Consider the following 15,815-nt stretch of genomic DNA (forward strand, 5'->3'; position numbering starts at 1 on the left):
GCGCGGTCTGCGCGCTGGCGGCAAGAAACATACGAACTGATTGAAGCAAGGCAGGATGTTGCACATGCAAATGAACCGGCGTGCCCTCCTTTTCGGTTCCACGGCTCTGGCGACCGTGGCGGCGCTGGCCGTGTTGCGGCCGGACCATGCGGCAGTGGCCGAGGGTAAGGACGATCCGCGGCTCGTGCCGGCGCGCTCGCCGCTCGGCATGGAAGGCGATCTGAAGAACCCGCGTGAGATCCACTCCATCGACGGGCGTTTCCAGACGGACCTGACGATGAAGATCACCCGGCAGGATCTGCCTTATGCGAGCGCGGAGCTCAGGCTTTATGAAGGGGAGATCCCGGGACCGACCTTTCGCGTGTCGCCGGGCGACGAGATGGAGATCGCCCTTCACAACCGGATGCCGCCCAACCGCGACCACGACCCGGTGACCAACACGCCGAACCAGTTCAACTCGACCAATCTGCATTTCCACGGCTTTCATGTGAGCCCCAAGGGCAACAGCGACAACGTCTATTTGCAGATCAATCCGGGCGAGAGCTTCAATTATCTGGTTCAGCTTCCGGAGGATCATCCGGCGGGCAATTACTGGTATCACCCGCACAGGCACGGTTCGGTGGCGGTGCAGGTGGCTTCAGGCTGCGGCGGCATGATGATCGTGCGCGGCACGCTGGATGATGTGCCGGAGGTGGCCGAAGCCATCGAGCGCGTGATGGTGTTCCAGTGCCCGGTGGTGGATCCGACAAGCGGCGAGCTCGACAGCTTTGACACGATCTGGAACCTGGATTCGGAACGCTACTGGCTGGTGAATGGCGAATATCAGCCGCGCATCTACATGCGCGAAGGCGAGGTGCAGCACTGGCGCTGGCTGAATGCGGGCGACGAGCAGTTCCTGCCGATGACGCTGGACGGTCTGGACCTGTTCGAGATCGGTTTCGACGGCAACCCTTATGATTTCGCGCGGAAAACCGACCGCATCTTCATCGCGCCGGGCAACAGGTCGAACGTGATGGTGCGCGCGCCGAAAGTGGGCGTCTACGAGCTGATCCGCCCTGCCTTCTCGCAGGGCAAGACGGCGCTTCCGGAAGTGCGCATGGCGCAGGTCGTGGTGCTGCCGGCGGATACGGACCGGATCGGGCCGGACGTGAAGATGGGCACGCGCATTCCCGAGGAAGAGCTGCCCGACAACAAGATCCTGACCGACATCACCGATGAGGAAATCTCAAAACGCCAGCAGATCGTGCTCGGCGTGACCGACACGCCCGGCATGTACAAGGACACGGTGTTCACGCTCAACGGAAAGCCGTTCGATCCCTCGCGCGACGACATCGTGGCCAGTCTGGGGACGGCGGAAGAGTGGGAGTTCGTCAACACGACACCGTTCCCGCACCCGATCCATGTGCATGTGAACCCGATGCAGGTGACGCACATCAATGGCGAAGAGCTGGCTTACAAGCACTGGCAGGACACGATTGCCGTGCCGGCTGCGGGGTCGGCCACGGTGCGCATGCGCTTCACCGAGTTCGACGGCCGCTTCGTCATGCACTGCCATATCCTTCCACACGAAGACCTGGGGATGATGCTCAATGTCAATATCAAGGCTTAGCCTCGCAGCACTGCTCCTGATGCCGTTCGCTGCCCAGGCGCAGGACAACAACGCCGTTCCGAAACAGGCGTCGGGCTGCGTCTCGTGTCATTCGGCGGATGGAAATCCGCTGGTGGAAGGTGTCCCGATCCTTTCGGGCCAGCGGTCCGACTATCTGGAGGCCGCCCTCAAGGCCTATCGCGAGGGCCGCCGCACCGGCGGGCCGGCTGACGTGATGCGCTTCTACACCAAGGAACTGAGCGACGAGGACATCAAGGAGATTTCGGAATGGTTCGCACAAAACTGATCGCGCTGGCCGTTGCCGCGCTTTGCGCAACGCCGACACTTGCCGCTGAAGACCTCCTCTACCTGACGAGCGAGCAGGGCGAGGAGCGCCTGCTCGACGCCGACCTCAACCGCGACTATTTCAGCCTCGCCACCTATGTGGAGAGCGAGCAGATCCTGACCTTCTGCGGGCCGGCGACCGTGGCGGCGGTGGCCAATGCGCTGGGCATTCCGCGGCCTTCGCCCGACCGGCTCTATCCGTGGACGCTGTTCACGCAGGACACGCTGTTCAACGAGGCCAACCAGAAACTGAAACCCTATGCGATGGTGGAGCATGAGGGGCTGACGCTGGCCGAACTCGACACGTTCATCGAGAATACGGGGCTTGCGGCGGAACACCATTTTGCCGACGAGACATCCGTTGATGAACTGCGCACGGCGATCCGGGAAACGCTCGAAGACCGCGATGCGCGCTTCATCGCAAACTATTCGCGCAAGGCGCTGCCCCAGGAAGGCGACGGGCACATTTCGCCCATCGGCGCCTATGACGAGGAGACCGACAGCGTTCTGATCCTCGATGTGGCGAAATACAAATATCCGCCGGTGTGGATCAGCGTCGAGAAGCTGCATGCGGCGATGATGATGGTGGACGAGGGGTCCAACCGCTCGCGCGGTTTCGTCAAGGTGTCGGTCCAGTGACGGGGCCGCGCCTTTCCCGCCGCGCCTTCCTGATCGGAAGCTGCTGCGCCATGGCGCTTACGCCCGTGGCGCCCGTGGCGCAGGCGGCGCGTCTGGGCTCCGCCTATGACGATACGGTCTGGGAGGGGCTGGTCTCGGCCATTGCTGGCCCGGTGAAGACGCCGCAGATCCTGCGCGATGCGCTGAAGCGCGATTTCACCAAGACGTTCGGCGTGCCGGCGCGGCAGGATCTGGTGACCCATTTCGGCCGCGCGGGCATCGCCACGGTGCTTGATGCGCAGGAGGGGGACCGGGAAGAGCAGGTGCGCTGGATCGCCGCCTATCTGTTCACCGGCTCGGCCGACCCCGCCGACAAGGACGCGCCGATGATCAATTATCCATACGCGCTGGGATGGAAGTCGCTGAGCTTTGCCAAAGCGCCGGGCCTGTGCTCGGGGCCGGAGTTCGGCTACTGGCTCAATCCGTGGGAGGCAGCATGAGCGACCTGCACGCCGATATCGTGATCGTCGGGTCCGGCATGGCGGGGGCGCATCTTTCGCGCAGCCTCGCTGAAGCGGGACGCGACGTTCTTGTTCTGGAAGCCGGCGACAGCAAGCCGCGTTCGGAATATCTCGCCGATTTCTACGCCAATCCGGTGAAGGGGCCGCAGGCCCCCTATCCAAGCCAGGACTGGGCGCCGCACCCGACCGATACGGATTACGACGCGTTTTATGATCAGGCGGGACCTGTGCGTTTCGTCGGTGCGTATTTGCGCATCTATGGCGGCACGACGTGGCACTGGACGGGCTTTGCCGACCGGTTGCGGCCCAATGACTTCAAGAGCGCCACGCTTTATGGCCGGGGCGCGGACTGGCCGATCACCTATGACGAGCTGATCCCCTATTACGAGCAGGCGGAAGCGCGCTGGGGTGTTTCGGGCGACCCGGACTTCACATGGGGCGCGCCGCGCAAGCCGGGCGAAGGCTACACGATGCCGCCCATTCCCGCCTCCTATATGGATTTACAGATCCAGAAGGCGCTGGATCAGATGGGGCTCACCTCCAAGCGCTTCTCGCATGCGCGCAACTCGGTGATCTTCGACAACCGGCCAGCCTGCTGCGGCAACAATACCTGCGTGCCGATCTGCCCCATCGGGGCGAAATACGACGCCTCGTTCGACATGGACAAGGCGGTGGCGGCTGGCGCACGCATTGAACTGCGCGCGCTTGTGACCTTCATTGAAATCGGGGCCGACCAGAAGGTCGTGTCGCTGACGATCCGCCGCCCGGACGGCGCGACGCAGAAGGTGACCGGCAATATCTTCGTTCTGGGCGGGCACGCCATTGAGAACCCGCGCCTCATGCTGAATTCCAAGCAGGAAACTGCGCCTGACGGGGTTGGCAACGCGCATGACCAGGTCGGGCGTTACCTCCTGTCGCAGTACAATATCGACGTGTCCGGCACGGTGACGGATCCGGTCTATCCCTATCGCGGGCCGCAGCAGACCTCCGGCATCATCGAGTATCGCGACGGCGATTTCCGCAAGGAATATGCGGCCTTCGGCACATCGTTCATGAACAATGGCTGGAGCGGCAATTCGGATGCGGAGAAACTGTCGCGCGATCTGATCGGCAAGGGCATGCGCGGGGCGGAGCTGGTCAACACGCTCAACGAGCAGATTTCGCGCCATGTGCGGCTCAACTCCTCGGCGGAAACGCTGGGCGTGCCGGAGAACCGCGTTACGCTTTCCGACAAGATGGACACGTCCGGCGTGCCGCGCCCGCGCATCAACTTCACGGTCGATGATTACACGCAGGCCGGCATCACCGTGGCGCGGGAGGTGAACCAGAAGGTGCTCGGCCTGATGGGGGCGAAGGACATCAAGGAAGATACGCCCTATCTCTCCAACGCCATCATCGCCGGCACCACACGCATGGGAACCGACCCGAAGCGTTCGGTCGTGGGGCCGGATCTGAAGGCGCACCAGCACCCGAACCTCTATATTCTCGGCACCTCGACCCATGTGAGCGCGCCGGTCAACGCGCCGTCGCTGACCATCGCCGCCATGGGCATCCGGCTGGCCGAGCACCTTAACAAGGGCTGAAACCTGCATGAACAAGGCCGCGCTGCCGTTGCTGCTTCTCCTGGTGCTGCTCGGCAACGGGCTGCGTTCGGTGGTCAGCTCCACCGTGTTCGTCTCGGAAGGGACGTTTGCGAGCTTTCTGAAAATTTCCGTCAACAAGACCTCGGTGATCATCGAGCTGCTTCTGGGCGCGGTGCTTCTGTCGCTTCTGATCACGCCACGGCTGATCCAGCGCTTTCCGGCACGGCCGCTGGCGGCTGCGATGTGTCTCATCGCGGGGGGCTCCAGCCTTGGGCTGGCGGTGCTTTTCTGGGTTGCGCCGCCGGTGGCAACGCGTGAGGCGCTGGTGGTGGTGCTGTTTCCGCTGATCGGCTTTTCGCTGGCGGCGCTCGCGCCCATTGCACAAATGATGACCGTGTGGGGCGGCGAGCGGCATTCCAAGCTTTTGACGGGTGTGTGGGCGGTGGCCATGCCGGCGGCGTTTCTGGTCACGCCGCAACTCGTCCGGGTGATTGCGCCGCGCTATGGGCTGGACATCTTCTTTGCCGGCTTCGCCATGGTGCCTTTCCTGCTGATGCTGGGCCTCTGGATGGTGCGCGAACCCGTGAAGGAATCCGCAGGCGAGGCAGGGGAAGAGAAGGCCGCCAGCTTCGCGCTTCTTCCGGTTCTTGCCGTGTTGATCACCTTCGAGGCGGTGACAACGCTGGTGTCGCTCTCGGGCATCAGTGCGCCGGAAACGCAGATTGCGGCCGGGTTTTTTGCGGCGAGCCTTGCCTATCTCATCGTGCGGGCGCGCCGGGGAAGGGCTGCGGAACAGGCTCCGCGAGCGCCCGTCAAAGGGGCGACGCTTGGCGTGTTTGCCTTCCTCTTTTTCGTCAATGTGGCGACCACGGGCTTTTACGACACCGCCTATCTGGTGAAGCACATGTGCTCCAACACGCTGATTGCCGACCGGGCAACGATTGGCGCGCTGGCGCAGGTGGTGGCGGCCATGGGAGCGACGGCGATCCTGGCGCGCATGCCGATCCAGCGGGCGCTGATGCTCGCCGGCGCGGTGATCACGGCGGCGGGGCTCGGCTCCTACATGCTGTATTTCGGCTTTCCCTATTACGAGGTCTATCTGGGGTCTAAGGCGCTCACCGGTTTCGGCACGGGGCTGCTGACGACGGCTGCCGTTTTTGCGGTCACCGGCGCGGCAGGCAAGAACGCGCATCTGTCGCTCTTCATCGCCTTCGTGATCATCGTGGGGACGGAAGTGGGGCTGGAACTCTTCGAGATCCTGATCCAGGTGATGGAGATGCTGAGCTTTGCGCCGGACGCGGTCTATTCCAGCGTTTTCGTGTTGCAGGCCGTTCTGGTGGTGGTGGCGATGCCGTTCCTTTTTGCGAAAGAGGCATCGCCCGGCGCCATTGCGGCGGAAGGTGCGAAAAGCCCGACCGCGCAGCAATGAGCGCGGCGCGGGGACAAGCTACCAGCCGGCGAAGTGCTCCAGAAGCTGCGGGTCCACACGCCCGGCCTCCACATCGCCCAGCGCCTGGTCGAGAATGGCGATGCCGCGCAGGGCTTCTTCCTCGCTCATGGTGAGGGGCGGCGTGAACTCCAGAACATTGGAGTTGATACCCACATAGTAGATGACGAGGCCGAGCTGGAAGGCGCGGTAGACGACAAGCGCGGTCTGCTCGATGGCCGGTGTGCGGGCGTTACGGTCGCTGACCAGCTCGACACCCAGCGCAAGACCGTGGCCGCGCACATTGCCGATGAGCTCGTGCTTTGCCTGAAGATCGCGCAGCGCAGTGAGCATCGTGTCGCCCACGCTGGCTGCATTGGCGACGAGGTTTTCACGCTCGATCGTGTCGAGAACGGCGAGGCCCGCCGCCGCGCAGACGGGATTGCCGTGAAGCGTCTGGAAGGAGAAGGCGGAGGCGTGATTCATGATCGCCTCGGGGCCGACCGCCGCCGAGATGGGCAGGCCGCCGCCGAGCCCCTTGCCGAAGACAATGATGTCGGGCTCGATGTCACTGTGCTCGAAGGCGTGGAGCCGCCCGGTGCGTCCGAGCCCCACCTTCACCTCATCGCAGACCAGCAGAATGCCATGTTTGCGGCAGAGCGCCTGAATTTCCCGGAAATAGCCGGGCGGGGGCACCAGCATGCCGCCATCGGACTGGATCGGTTCGATGAAGAAGGCCGCCACTTCCTCCGGCGGGACGGTGGTGGCGAAAAGCTCTTCGAGATGCGCAAGTGCCGCGCTGGCGGCAGCCTCGGGGCTGCCGGCGGCGTAGGCATCGGGATAGGGAACGAGGCTCAGGCCCGATGCCTTGTCGATGCCGCCCTGCGCGGGGTGGCCGGAAATGGCCACCGACCCCACCGTGCCGCCATGATAAGCGCCCTTGAAGGACAGGATGCGTTTGCGGCCCGTCGCGGCGACCACGGCGCGGGCGACGGTCTCGTTGGCATCCGAGCCGGAATGGCCGAACCAGACACGGCCAGCGGCGCGCTCCGGCACGATGGAGAGCAGTTTCTCGGCCAGAAGAACGCAGGGCTCGTTGGCGGTGGAAAGGTAGCTCGCGCCCGCCTGATCGGTCAGCGCGCGGTTGACGGCTTCGGCAAGGGCCGGGTGGCCGTGGCCGAGGCTGGCCGCGCCCCACGAAGCGGCGAAATCGAGAAGGTCGCGCCCGTCATCGCCACGCAGGAGACTGCCCTTTCCGCCGGTCACGGCCTGCGGAAAGAAACGCAGATGGGCGAGCGTTGAAACGCTGCGGCTTTCGCGGTCGTACAGTCCGTTCATGCCTGCTTTCCCTGTTGTGTTTCCGTGTGTCGGGTGTTGCCCCCAAAGGCCGTCAGTAGACTGCCTTGTAACGGGCGCAGCGCTCTGCCTGATCGAGATCAGCCGTCTGGTCGATCTCGCCGCGCTTGTGCTTCACATAGGTTTCCACCGCCTCGCGGCCGAGCCACTGCGCGACCAGCCCGTTTGCCGAAAGCCGGTCAAGCGCCTCGTCGAGCGACTGCGGCAGGCGCACGAAGCCGCGCTTTGAAAGCGCGTCGGGGGAAAGGAGGGACAGGTCTTCTTCGGTGACCTGCGGGGCGGCGAGGCCTTCCTCGATGCCCTGTGCACCCGCATGGGCGAGGGCGGCGAGCACCAGATAGGGGGAGGCTGCGGCATCGGCTGCGCGATACTCGAAATTGTACTGTTTTGCGGCGCTGTCGGGGCTGGCGCTTGTGACCGGGCAGATGCGCACGGCGGCCTCGCGGTCGTGATAGCCCAGATTGTTGAAGGCCGCGCTCCAGCGATGCGGCGTGAGGCGCAGATAGGAGATGGCAGAGGGCGCGGTGAGCGCGATGATGCTGTCCATGTATTTCAGGATCCCGGCGATGAAGGAGCCGGTCTTTTCCGACATGCCCCATTGTGCGTCGGGGTCATAGGTGGCGGGCGCGCCGTTCCCGTCGATGAAGCTCATATGCACATGGACGCCATTGCCGACGCCGGCGGGATCGCAGATCGGCGCGAAGGTGACCGGGTGGCCCATGCGCTCGGCGACGAGGCGGGTGACGGCGCGCACCTTGACGGCCGTGTCGGCGGCGGTGACGCCGAGATCGGGACCGTTGGTGACCTCGAACTGGTCGGCGCCATACTCTTTCAGGAAGGTGTCGGGCTTGACGCCCGCCAGCTCCAGCGCGGCCATGACGGTTTCGCCGAAGGCGCGGTGATTGGCGAAGCTGGCAAGGCCGAAGGCTTCGCCGGGGCCGGGCGGCGTTTCGCGGGTCTGGAATTCATGCTCGAAAGCAGCGATGAGGCGGAGCCCCGAGACATCTTCAAGCCGCTTGAGGGCCTGTTTCAGGATCGAGCGCGTGCAGCAGCTCCAGGGCGTGCCTTCAAGGTCGAGAATATCGCCCAGAACGAAGCGTTCCACCGGGCCGCCATCTTCCAGATCAAGCGTCACGGCGGTGTCTGCATCGGGCACGAGGATCAGGTCGCCGAAGGAGCCGAAGGGGCTGTCGGCGATGGCGTCGAAACAGGTGATCTGCACATTGGTGGGCGTCCAGCCGACACCCTGCCGGAAGCGCTTTTCCATTTCCTTCAGGGGGAACGCCTTGCCACGCGTCACGCCGGAGAAGTCCGAAGTGGCGGCGAACATGAGAGGATTACTGATCATCGTCGCGTGCTCCATGATCGAAGCGGAGCGAGTCCCAGGCTTCGATGCGTTTGCGGGTTTTGTCCCAGTTGGTTTCGGCGATGCGGGTGAGCATGGCCTCCATCAGCACCATCGCGCCGGCGTAGCTGTCCCAGACAGTGCCGCTTTCGATGGGCGTGGCGAAAACTTCGTTGGCGTGGTTGGCGGCGGGTGACATCCACTTGTCGGTGAGGACGACGATCTGGACGCCACTCTCTTCGCGGGCAAGGCGCGCCAGCTCTGAAAGCTTGCGCTGGTAGCGGCGGAAATCGACCACGAACAGCACGTCTTTCGAGCGCATGCGCAGCAGATACTCCGGCCAGACTTCCGGGTCTGCCGGCAGGTGGAAGACGCCGCTTCTGACCTGCCGGAGATGGCGTGACACATAGAGCGCGATTGCATCGCTGATGCGTCCGCCGATGAGGTAGATGTTGCGCTTTTCATCACCCAGAAGCGCGCATACGCGCTCGAACTGGGCGCTTGTCGTGGCCGATGCCGAGGCGGAAATGAGATTGACCGCGCGGGCCACGAAATCTTCCAGAAAGTCGCCCTGTATGGCGCGGTCTCCCACATGCAGATCCAGCGGCGAGCGGTTCGACTGCCGGATCTCGTCGATCAGATGACGCTGGAAATCCTGATAGCCGTGAAAGCCCAGTTTCGTGACGAAACGCGAGATGGATGGCGGAGACGTCTTGGTCTTCTTCGCCAGGTCCTGGATCGTGTCGAGGCCCGCATAGGGGTAGTCGAGCAACAGCGCGGTGCACAGCTTCCGTTCGGTCGCCGTGAGCTCGCTCGACAGGTTCTCCAACCGTTGTCTGACTTGCATTGATCTCCTCCAAGGCGAACAGACGATTTTGAAAATCATAAGTCAATATGAAAATTTTTGGTTGACTGTGAAAAAATAATATCAAAGCTAAAGGGCAGGGGAGCAAGAGGGGAGTTCATGTTCACGTCATCGCGCCAGCACTTCATTGCCGCCGCTCTCGCCATCGTTGTTCTGGCGGTGGCGGGCGTTGTGATCGCCGGTCTTTTCGGCGCTGCCGCTGAGCGCGTGCTCACGGTTTTCTTCATCTCGCTCATCGCCGTTACGGGCATTGGCGTCTACAGCGGAAACAGCGGTATCCTGAGTTTCGGCCATCTGGCCTTCATGGGCATCGGCGCTTATGTGTCGGGCCTTTTGACGCTGCCGGCGGGGCTGAAAATGGCGACGCTGCGCGGGCTGCCCGACTGGCTCGCGGCAACCGAACTCTCGCTTGTTCCGGCCATCATCGTCGCCGTTCTGGTAACGGCGATCATCGCGCTTCTGATCGGCATCGCCATCGGCCGGCTGGAAGGCTCGGCGGCGTCCATCGCAACGCTTGGCCTCTTGGTGATCGTGCATGGCGTGATCATCGGCTGGCGCGACGTGACGCGGGGCGCGCAGTCCTTCTTCGGCGTGCCGCGCGACACCACGCTTCTGGTGGCGGCGGTGGCCTGCGTGATCGCGCTGATCGCGGCGCGCTGGTATCGCGACTCCCTGTCTGGTCTGCGCCTGAGAGCCGGCCGCGAGAACGCGATTGCGGCCAAGGCGGTCGGCATCAACGTGCAGCGCGAGCGGCTCATCGCATGGGTTCTGAGTGCTGCAATCATGGCGCTTTCGGGCGCGCTGATCGCCCATTTTCTCGGTGCGTTCAGCCCCAAGAAATTCTATTTCCACGACACGTTCCTGCTTCTGGCGATGCTGATCGTCGGCGGCATGACGACGGTGACCGGTGCGATCTCCGGCACCATTCTGATCACGGTCATCACCGAGATCCTGCGGCGCTTTGAAAGCGGCATGAGCATTGGCGGTTTCGAACTGCCGGCGGTGTTCGGCACGACGCAGATCGGCATCGGCCTGCTCATCCTGTTCGCCATGTTCCGCATGTCGGAAGGCGTGATGGGGCTGAAGGAGTGGGAGGAGCGCGTCTTCCCCTACAAGCCGAAGCGCGGCAAGGCGGAGGCGCTTGCAAAACGCCACAGCGACGACCGGCTGAAAGTCGACCATGTGGCGATGCAGTTCGGTGGTCTGCGCGCGGTCGACGATGTGAGCATTGCCGTCAATCCGGGCGAGATTCTCGGTCTGATCGGGCCGAACGGTTCTGGCAAGACGACGCTCCTGAACATCATCTCCGGCGTGTTGAAGCCGACCGAGGGCGATGTCGTTCTGGGTGACCGGTCGATCACCGGCGTGGCCCCGGAGAAGATCGCCGATTACGGCATTGCGCGCACGTTCCAGAACATTCGCCTGTTCCCGACGCTGACCGTTTACCAGAACGTGCTTGCGGCAGCGCTTTCCACCCATGGCGGAAAGAATGCGGAAGAGCGCACGGGCGCGGCACTGGCGCGGCTGGGCATCGATGAACGCGCCGGCGAGGATGCGGGAACGCTGTCCTATGGCGAGCAGCGCCGGGTGGAAATTGCCCGGGCGCTGGCCTGTGAGCCGACGCTCCTGCTGCTCGATGAACCGGCTGCCGGCATGAACCGCGAAGAGACCGACGATCTGATCGACCGGCTGAAAGTACTCTCGGCGGATCTGGGGCTCGGCGTGGTGCTGGTGGATCACGACCTCAAGCTGATCAACGAATTGTGCGACCGCATCGTCGTGCTCAACGAAGGCCGGCTCATTGCGGATGGCGCGCCAGCGGAAATCCGCGAAAATCCGGCGGTCATCGAAGCCTATCTGGGGCCGGGCAAGACCGCCTGATCGAAACGAACGAAAAAAGAAAAAAGGGAACTGACATGAACAAGCTGCTCATATCCACGCTTCTCGCCAGCGCCATGGCGCTTCCGGCGGCTGCCGAAACGCTGCGCGTTGGCGTCGCCACGGCGCAGACCGGTGCGCTCGCGCCGTTCGACACGCCGGTGATCGACGGCATTCACATCGCGGTCGACGAGATCAACGCTGCCGGCGGCATCGACGGCAAGATCAAGATCGAGCTTCTGGAAAAGGACGTGCGCTCCGACGCCGCGCAGACCTCCATCGCCACCCAGGAACTGGTGGATGAAGGCGTCTCCGTGATCGTGCTGCCGTGTGACGCCGACCCGTCGCTGGCCGCCATCGGCGTCGTGACCGATGCGCAGATCCCGGCGATCTCCACCTGCGCATCCTCGCCGACGCTGCCGCAGATCGGCGGCGACTACATGTTCGCCAACTTCCCCGGCGACAATGTGCAGGCGACCGTTTCGGCCAAATGGGCCTATGACGAAGGCCACCGCAGCGCCTACATCATCTATTCGCCCGACACGCAGTACACGACCATGCCGCTCTATTTCGCGGAAGTGTTCGAGAAGCTCGGCGGCAAGATGCTGGGCGAGGACACACACACGATCGGCCAGCAGGATTTTTCAGCGATTGCAACGCGTATCGCGGCGCTCGACCCGCAACCCGATGTCATCATGACCTCGACCTATGAGCCGGACTTCCCCTCCATGCTGAAGGCGCTGCGCGCAGCCGGCGTGGAAAGCCAGATGATCGGTTCCGACGGCATCGACAGCCCGACCACTTTCTCGCTTGGCGCGGTGGCTGAAGGCCTCGTCTTCACCACGGCTGGTCACCCGACCGAGGGCAGCGAGCTGGAAGCCTTCAACAAGAAGTTCGAAGAGGTGAACGGCGAGGCCCCGCAGACCGTGTTCAACGCGGTTGGCTACGATCTGGTGAAGGTGCTGGAAGCGGCCGTGATCGCGGCAGACGGTTCCACCGATGCGAACACGCTGCGTGACGCCATTGCCAATCTGGAGAACGTGCAGGGCGCGACCAGCACGATCACCTACAAGGGCACCAACGGCATGCCGCTGCGCTCGGTGAGCCTGATCCGCGTCAAGGACGGTGAGCGTGAGCTTATCGGCCAGCCGACGCCGGATGCTTCGCTCATCCCCGAACCCCGCGTTCAGTGAGGTAGGGCTCGTGTCTGCGCTATTGTCCGTCCAGTCACTCCAGGTGCAATACGGCGCCGTTCAGGCGGTGCGCGGTATCGACCTGGATGTGCATGAAGGTGAAATCATCGCGCTTCTGGGCGCCAATGGCGCGGGCAAGTCCTCCACGCTCAACGCGCTGGTCGGCCTTGCGCCGGCGAGCGGGGGCAAGATTGTCTTTTCGGGGCAGGACGTGACCGGCAGCGCGCCGGAGCGTTTCACCTCGCTGGGCATGACGCTGTCGCCCGAGGGGCGGCGCGTCTTCGGCACGCTGAGCGTGCAGGAGAACCTGCTCATGGGCGCTTATTCGATGCGGGACAAGGCGGCGGTGAAAGCCGCCTGGGAGCGGGTCTTCGACCTGTTCCCGATCCTGCAGGAGCGCCGTGAGCAGTTTGCTGGAACGCTGTCAGGCGGCCAGCAGCAGATGCTGGCCGTTGGCCGCGCGTTGATGAGCAATCCGCGTCTTCTATTGCTTGACGAACCGTCGCTGGGGCTCGCGCCGAAGATTGTCGAGCAGATTTTCGAGTTGATCACCGTTCTGCGCAAGCAGGGCGTGACGCTGATGGTCGTCGAACAGAATGTGTCGATGGCGCTCGAAATCGCGGATCGTGGATACGTGATGGCCAGCGGCCGCATCGCTGCTTCCGGCACCGCTGCGGAACTGCGCGATTCCGAAACGCTGCAAGCTGCCTATCTGGGGGCCGAGTAATGGATCTGTTTCTACAGCAAACCGTCAATGCCTTTGCATTGGGCGGCACCTATGCGCTGCTGGCGCTGGGCCTTGCCATGGTCTTCTCGACCATGGGGCTGATCAACTTCGCCCATGGCGAGCTGATGACCATCGCCGGCTATATCCTGATGGCCTGCGGGCTTGCCGGCGTTCCGTTCGCCATCTCCATTCTGCTGGCGATTGCGGCGGCGGTGCTGGCCGCCGTGGTGATGGAGCGCATTGCCTTCCGGCCCGTGCGAAACGCCTCCGGCGCGACCATGCTGGTAACCAGTTTCGCGGTCTCGATGATCCTGCAGGTTCTGTTCCAAAACTTCATTTCCGCCCGCTCGCAGGCCGTTCTGGTGCCGGAAATCCTGTCTGAAAGCGTGCGCTTCGGAGGGCTGGTGATCGGCGTCAACAAGATTGCGGCCATCGCCACCACCATCGTCATGCTGATCTTCCTCGACCGTTTCATGAAGCATCACCGCATCGGCATCGCCATGCGGGCGGCAGCCGAGGATTTCTCGGTAGCGCGCCTCATGGGCATCCGCGCCAACACGGTGATTGCCGGCGCGTTCGCGCTGTCGGGCTTCCTGGCCGGCGTTGCCGCCGTGCTGTGGGTGAGCCAGCGCGCTTCGGTCGATCCGCTGATGGGCTTCACGCCCGTTCTCAAGGCCTTCATCGCGGCCATTCTGGGCGGCCTCGGCTCGCTGCGCGGTGCGGTGGCCGGCGGTTTCCTTCTGGGCTTCATCGAGATCTATCTGGCTGCCTACCTGCCTGCCGGCATGCAGGAGTTCCGTGATCCGATCGCCCTTTGCCTGGTCGTTCTCGTGCTGATCTTCCGCCCGAACGGCCTTATCCCCTCGCCAGCCCTCAAGGCGGAGAAAGTATGAGCCTTCACACATCTGTCGGAGAGAGCGGTCGGCTTCTGTCGTCGCTCGACCCGAACCCGGTCACCATTATCAATCAGGAAAGCAGCTTCCCGGTGCTGCTGGTCTGCGAGCATGCGGGCAAGACGGTGCCGGCAGCCCTGAACGGGCTCGGCCTCTCGGACGATGCGCGCGAGGCGCATATCGGCTGGGACATCGGTGCGGCCGCCGTTACGCGGCTGATGGCCGAACAGCTCGGCGCGCCGGCAGTGTTTCAGAGCTACAGCCGGCTGGTGATCGACTGCAACCGCCCGCCGGAAGCGCCCGACGCGATGCCGGAGGTAAGCGATGGCGTGATCGTGCCGGGCAACCGCTCCTTGAGCGATGAGGCGCGCGCCCACCGCACGCGCGAGATTTTCGAGCCGTTCAATGCGGCGGTGACGATGATGCGCGAAGCGCCGCACTGCCGGGCGATCCTGTCGATCCACAGTTTCAACCCGCAGCTTCAGGATGGCGTGCCGCGCCCCTGGGAAATCAGCTTTCTCTATCGCAAGGACGTGCGCACTTCCGAGCGCCTGCGCCAGCTCGTTCTGGAAAACGCGCCGGACATGACGGTGGGCATGAACGAGCCCTACACGATCGATGACGAGTCGGATTGGTTCGTGCCACGCCATGGCGAGCTGAGCGGTCTGCCGCACAGCCTGATTGAAATTCGCAACGATCTCATCTCAGATGCCGTCGGACAGGCGCAGTGGGCAAAGCTCATGACCGCCGTCGTGCATCGCTTCGTAACGGAGTTACAGGAATGGAACTGACGCGCAACGTTCCCATCGAGCCGGGCCAGGCAGCGATCCTCTATGTGGATGTGCAGAATTTCAGCGCCCACAGGAAAGGGGCGGAATTCGCCGATCTCGACGAGAAGACGTTTGAGGAAAAATACCGCTGGTATTTCGACCGGCTCGACGCAGACGTGATCCCGCGCATGCAGGAACTGCAGGCGGCCTGCCGCAGCGCCGGCGTGGAGGTGATGTACACCACCATCGAAAGCCTGACGCTGGACGGGCGCGACCGCAGCCTCGACTACAAGATCACCGGCTTCAATGTGGCCAAGGGCTCCTGGGACGGCAAGGTGATCGACCAGATCGCGCCGGGCGAAGACGAGATCGTCTTGCCGAAATCCTCTTCGTCGGTCTTCGTTTCGACCCATATCGACTACATTTTGCGCAATCTTGGCGTGAAGCAGCTCATCATCTGCGGGCTGATCACCGATCAGTGCGTGGAGAGCGCCATTCGCGACGCCTGCGATCTGGGCTATCTGGTGACGCAGGTGACGGATGCCTGCCTGACCTACAGCCAGGAGCGGCACGACAATTCGCTGCGCACCATCAAGGGCTATTGCCGGCAGGTGACGACGGCGGAGCTGATCGCGGAACTGCAGTCGAAAGCTGTGTGACGTTTCGCCCGGGCGGCTTGCGAACGGGGCCGCATCGTGAAACGGATA

15 protein-coding genes are annotated in these 15,815 nt (G+C 63.5%); 12 read left to right on the top strand and 3 right to left on the bottom strand.

Features of this window, described 5'->3' with window-relative positions:
• Positions 1-70 precede the first annotated feature (70 nt).
• Genes ACRTG1_RS05770 through ACRTG1_RS05795 form a run of 6 tightly spaced genes read left to right on the top strand, consistent with a single transcriptional unit; the run spans position 71 to position 6,084 of the window.
• On the top strand, positions 71-1,609 hold the full coding sequence (locus tag ACRTG1_RS05770) for a multicopper oxidase family protein (RefSeq protein WP_222473788.1): 1,539 nt from the start codon (positions 71-73) through the stop codon (positions 1,607-1,609).
• On the top strand, positions 1,590-1,895 hold the full coding sequence (locus tag ACRTG1_RS05775) for a c-type cytochrome (protein ID WP_206544572.1): 306 nt from the start codon (positions 1,590-1,592) through the stop codon (positions 1,893-1,895). Before ACRTG1_RS05770 ends, ACRTG1_RS05775 begins: the two co-directional genes overlap by 20 nt.
• Positions 1,877-2,572: a phytochelatin synthase family protein gene (locus ACRTG1_RS05780; protein ID WP_113154121.1), complete on the top strand. Its 696-nt coding sequence runs from the start codon at positions 1,877-1,879 to the stop codon at positions 2,570-2,572. The genes ACRTG1_RS05775 and ACRTG1_RS05780 overlap by 19 nt, the downstream gene beginning before the upstream one ends.
• Before the next feature lie 50 nt (positions 2,573-2,622).
• Positions 2,623-3,051 (top strand): hypothetical protein, encoded by a 429-nt coding sequence (locus ACRTG1_RS05785; protein ID WP_206544573.1) that lies wholly within the window; start codon positions 2,623-2,625, stop codon positions 3,049-3,051.
• Positions 3,048-4,655 (top strand): GMC oxidoreductase, encoded by a 1,608-nt coding sequence (locus tag ACRTG1_RS05790; RefSeq protein WP_432515893.1) that lies wholly within the window; start codon positions 3,048-3,050, stop codon positions 4,653-4,655. The genes ACRTG1_RS05785 and ACRTG1_RS05790 overlap by 4 nt, the downstream gene beginning before the upstream one ends.
• A 7-nt stretch (positions 4,656-4,662) precedes the next feature.
• Positions 4,663-6,084, top strand: a complete 1,422-nt coding sequence (locus ACRTG1_RS05795; RefSeq protein WP_432515894.1) for a hypothetical protein — start codon at positions 4,663-4,665, stop codon at positions 6,082-6,084.
• Between the two features lie 18 nt (positions 6,085-6,102).
• Here the strand turns inward: ACRTG1_RS05795 and ACRTG1_RS05800 are convergent, their stop codons facing one another.
• The 3 genes from ACRTG1_RS05800 to ACRTG1_RS05810 are packed head-to-tail and all read right to left on the bottom strand — an operon-like array spanning position 6,103 to position 9,629.
• Complete coding sequence (locus ACRTG1_RS05800; protein ID WP_432515895.1) at positions 6,103-7,419, bottom strand: aspartate aminotransferase family protein; 1,317 nt, start codon at positions 7,417-7,419, stop codon at positions 6,103-6,105.
• A gap of 52 nt (positions 7,420-7,471) precedes the next feature.
• The gene (locus ACRTG1_RS05805) at positions 7,472-8,785 is read right to left on the bottom strand and encodes a glutamine synthetase family protein (protein ID WP_297561945.1); all 1,314 of its coding nucleotides are present in this window, start codon (positions 8,783-8,785) and stop codon (positions 7,472-7,474) included.
• Positions 8,775-9,629, bottom strand: a complete 855-nt coding sequence (locus ACRTG1_RS05810; protein ID WP_113154127.1) for a MurR/RpiR family transcriptional regulator — start codon at positions 9,627-9,629, stop codon at positions 8,775-8,777. Before ACRTG1_RS05810 ends, ACRTG1_RS05805 begins: the two co-directional genes overlap by 11 nt.
• A 117-nt stretch (positions 9,630-9,746) precedes the next feature.
• Between ACRTG1_RS05810 and ACRTG1_RS05815 the strand changes: the two genes are divergently transcribed.
• The 6 genes from ACRTG1_RS05815 to ACRTG1_RS05840 are packed head-to-tail and all read left to right on the top strand — an operon-like array spanning position 9,747 to position 15,767.
• Positions 9,747-11,528 carry a branched-chain amino acid ABC transporter ATP-binding protein/permease gene (locus ACRTG1_RS05815; RefSeq protein ID WP_206544577.1) on the top strand — a complete coding sequence of 594 codons (1,782 nt, stop codon included), beginning with the start codon at positions 9,747-9,749 and terminating at the stop codon, positions 11,526-11,528.
• A gap of 35 nt (positions 11,529-11,563) precedes the next feature.
• On the top strand, positions 11,564-12,718 hold the full coding sequence (locus ACRTG1_RS05820; protein ID WP_113154129.1) for an ABC transporter substrate-binding protein: 1,155 nt from the start codon (positions 11,564-11,566) through the stop codon (positions 12,716-12,718).
• Entirely contained in the window at positions 12,684-13,445 is a 762-nt protein-coding gene (locus ACRTG1_RS05825; protein ID WP_113154130.1) for an ABC transporter ATP-binding protein, read from the top strand. The genes ACRTG1_RS05820 and ACRTG1_RS05825 overlap by 35 nt, the downstream gene beginning before the upstream one ends.
• A complete protein-coding gene (locus ACRTG1_RS05830; protein WP_432515896.1) occupies positions 13,445-14,338 on the top strand; it encodes a branched-chain amino acid ABC transporter permease in 894 nt (297 codons plus the stop codon). The genes ACRTG1_RS05825 and ACRTG1_RS05830 overlap by 1 nt, the downstream gene beginning before the upstream one ends.
• Entirely contained in the window at positions 14,335-15,129 is a 795-nt protein-coding gene (locus ACRTG1_RS05835) for an N-formylglutamate amidohydrolase (RefSeq protein ID WP_113154132.1), read from the top strand. Before ACRTG1_RS05830 ends, ACRTG1_RS05835 begins: the two co-directional genes overlap by 4 nt.
• On the top strand, positions 15,120-15,767 hold the full coding sequence (locus ACRTG1_RS05840) for an isochorismatase family cysteine hydrolase (RefSeq protein ID WP_206546927.1): 648 nt from the start codon (positions 15,120-15,122) through the stop codon (positions 15,765-15,767). The genes ACRTG1_RS05835 and ACRTG1_RS05840 overlap by 10 nt, the downstream gene beginning before the upstream one ends.
• Positions 15,768-15,815: the final 48 nt, after the last annotated feature.

Source organism: Nitratireductor sp. PBL-C9 (assembly GCF_050877045.1).
Classification (GTDB): domain Bacteria; phylum Pseudomonadota; class Alphaproteobacteria; order Rhizobiales; family Rhizobiaceae; genus Nitratireductor; species Nitratireductor aquimarinus.

Bases quoted from the DNA above. Each gene is read 5' to 3' on its own strand.
- ACRTG1_RS05835 (WP_113154132.1), top strand. From the start codon at position 14,335: ATGAGCCTTCACACATCTGTCGGAGAGAGCGGTCGGCTTCTGTCGTCG.
- ACRTG1_RS05800 (WP_432515895.1), bottom strand. From the start codon at position 7,419: ATGAACGGACTGTACGACCGCGAAAGCCGCAGCGTTTCAACGCTCGCC.
- ACRTG1_RS05795 (WP_432515894.1), top strand. From the start codon at position 4,663: ATGAACAAGGCCGCGCTGCCGTTGCTGCTTCTCCTGGTGCTGCTCGGC.
- ACRTG1_RS05830 (WP_432515896.1), top strand. From the start codon at position 13,445: ATGGATCTGTTTCTACAGCAAACCGTCAATGCCTTTGCATTGGGCGGC.
- ACRTG1_RS05820 (WP_113154129.1), top strand. From the start codon at position 11,564: ATGAACAAGCTGCTCATATCCACGCTTCTCGCCAGCGCCATGGCGCTT.
- ACRTG1_RS05810 (WP_113154127.1), bottom strand. From the start codon at position 9,629: ATGCAAGTCAGACAACGGTTGGAGAACCTGTCGAGCGAGCTCACGGCG.
- ACRTG1_RS05785 (WP_206544573.1), top strand. From the start codon at position 2,623: ATGGCGCTTACGCCCGTGGCGCCCGTGGCGCAGGCGGCGCGTCTGGGC.
- ACRTG1_RS05815 (WP_206544577.1), top strand. From the start codon at position 9,747: ATGTTCACGTCATCGCGCCAGCACTTCATTGCCGCCGCTCTCGCCATC.
- ACRTG1_RS05770 (WP_222473788.1), top strand. From the start codon at position 71: ATGAACCGGCGTGCCCTCCTTTTCGGTTCCACGGCTCTGGCGACCGTG.
- ACRTG1_RS05840 (WP_206546927.1), top strand. From the start codon at position 15,120: ATGGAACTGACGCGCAACGTTCCCATCGAGCCGGGCCAGGCAGCGATC.
- ACRTG1_RS05775 (WP_206544572.1), top strand. From the start codon at position 1,590: ATGTCAATATCAAGGCTTAGCCTCGCAGCACTGCTCCTGATGCCGTTC.
- ACRTG1_RS05790 (WP_432515893.1), top strand. From the start codon at position 3,048: ATGAGCGACCTGCACGCCGATATCGTGATCGTCGGGTCCGGCATGGCG.
- ACRTG1_RS05825 (WP_113154130.1), top strand. From the start codon at position 12,684: ATGCTTCGCTCATCCCCGAACCCCGCGTTCAGTGAGGTAGGGCTCGTG.
- ACRTG1_RS05805 (WP_297561945.1), bottom strand. From the start codon at position 8,785: ATGATCAGTAATCCTCTCATGTTCGCCGCCACTTCGGACTTCTCCGGC.
- ACRTG1_RS05780 (WP_113154121.1), top strand. From the start codon at position 1,877: ATGGTTCGCACAAAACTGATCGCGCTGGCCGTTGCCGCGCTTTGCGCA.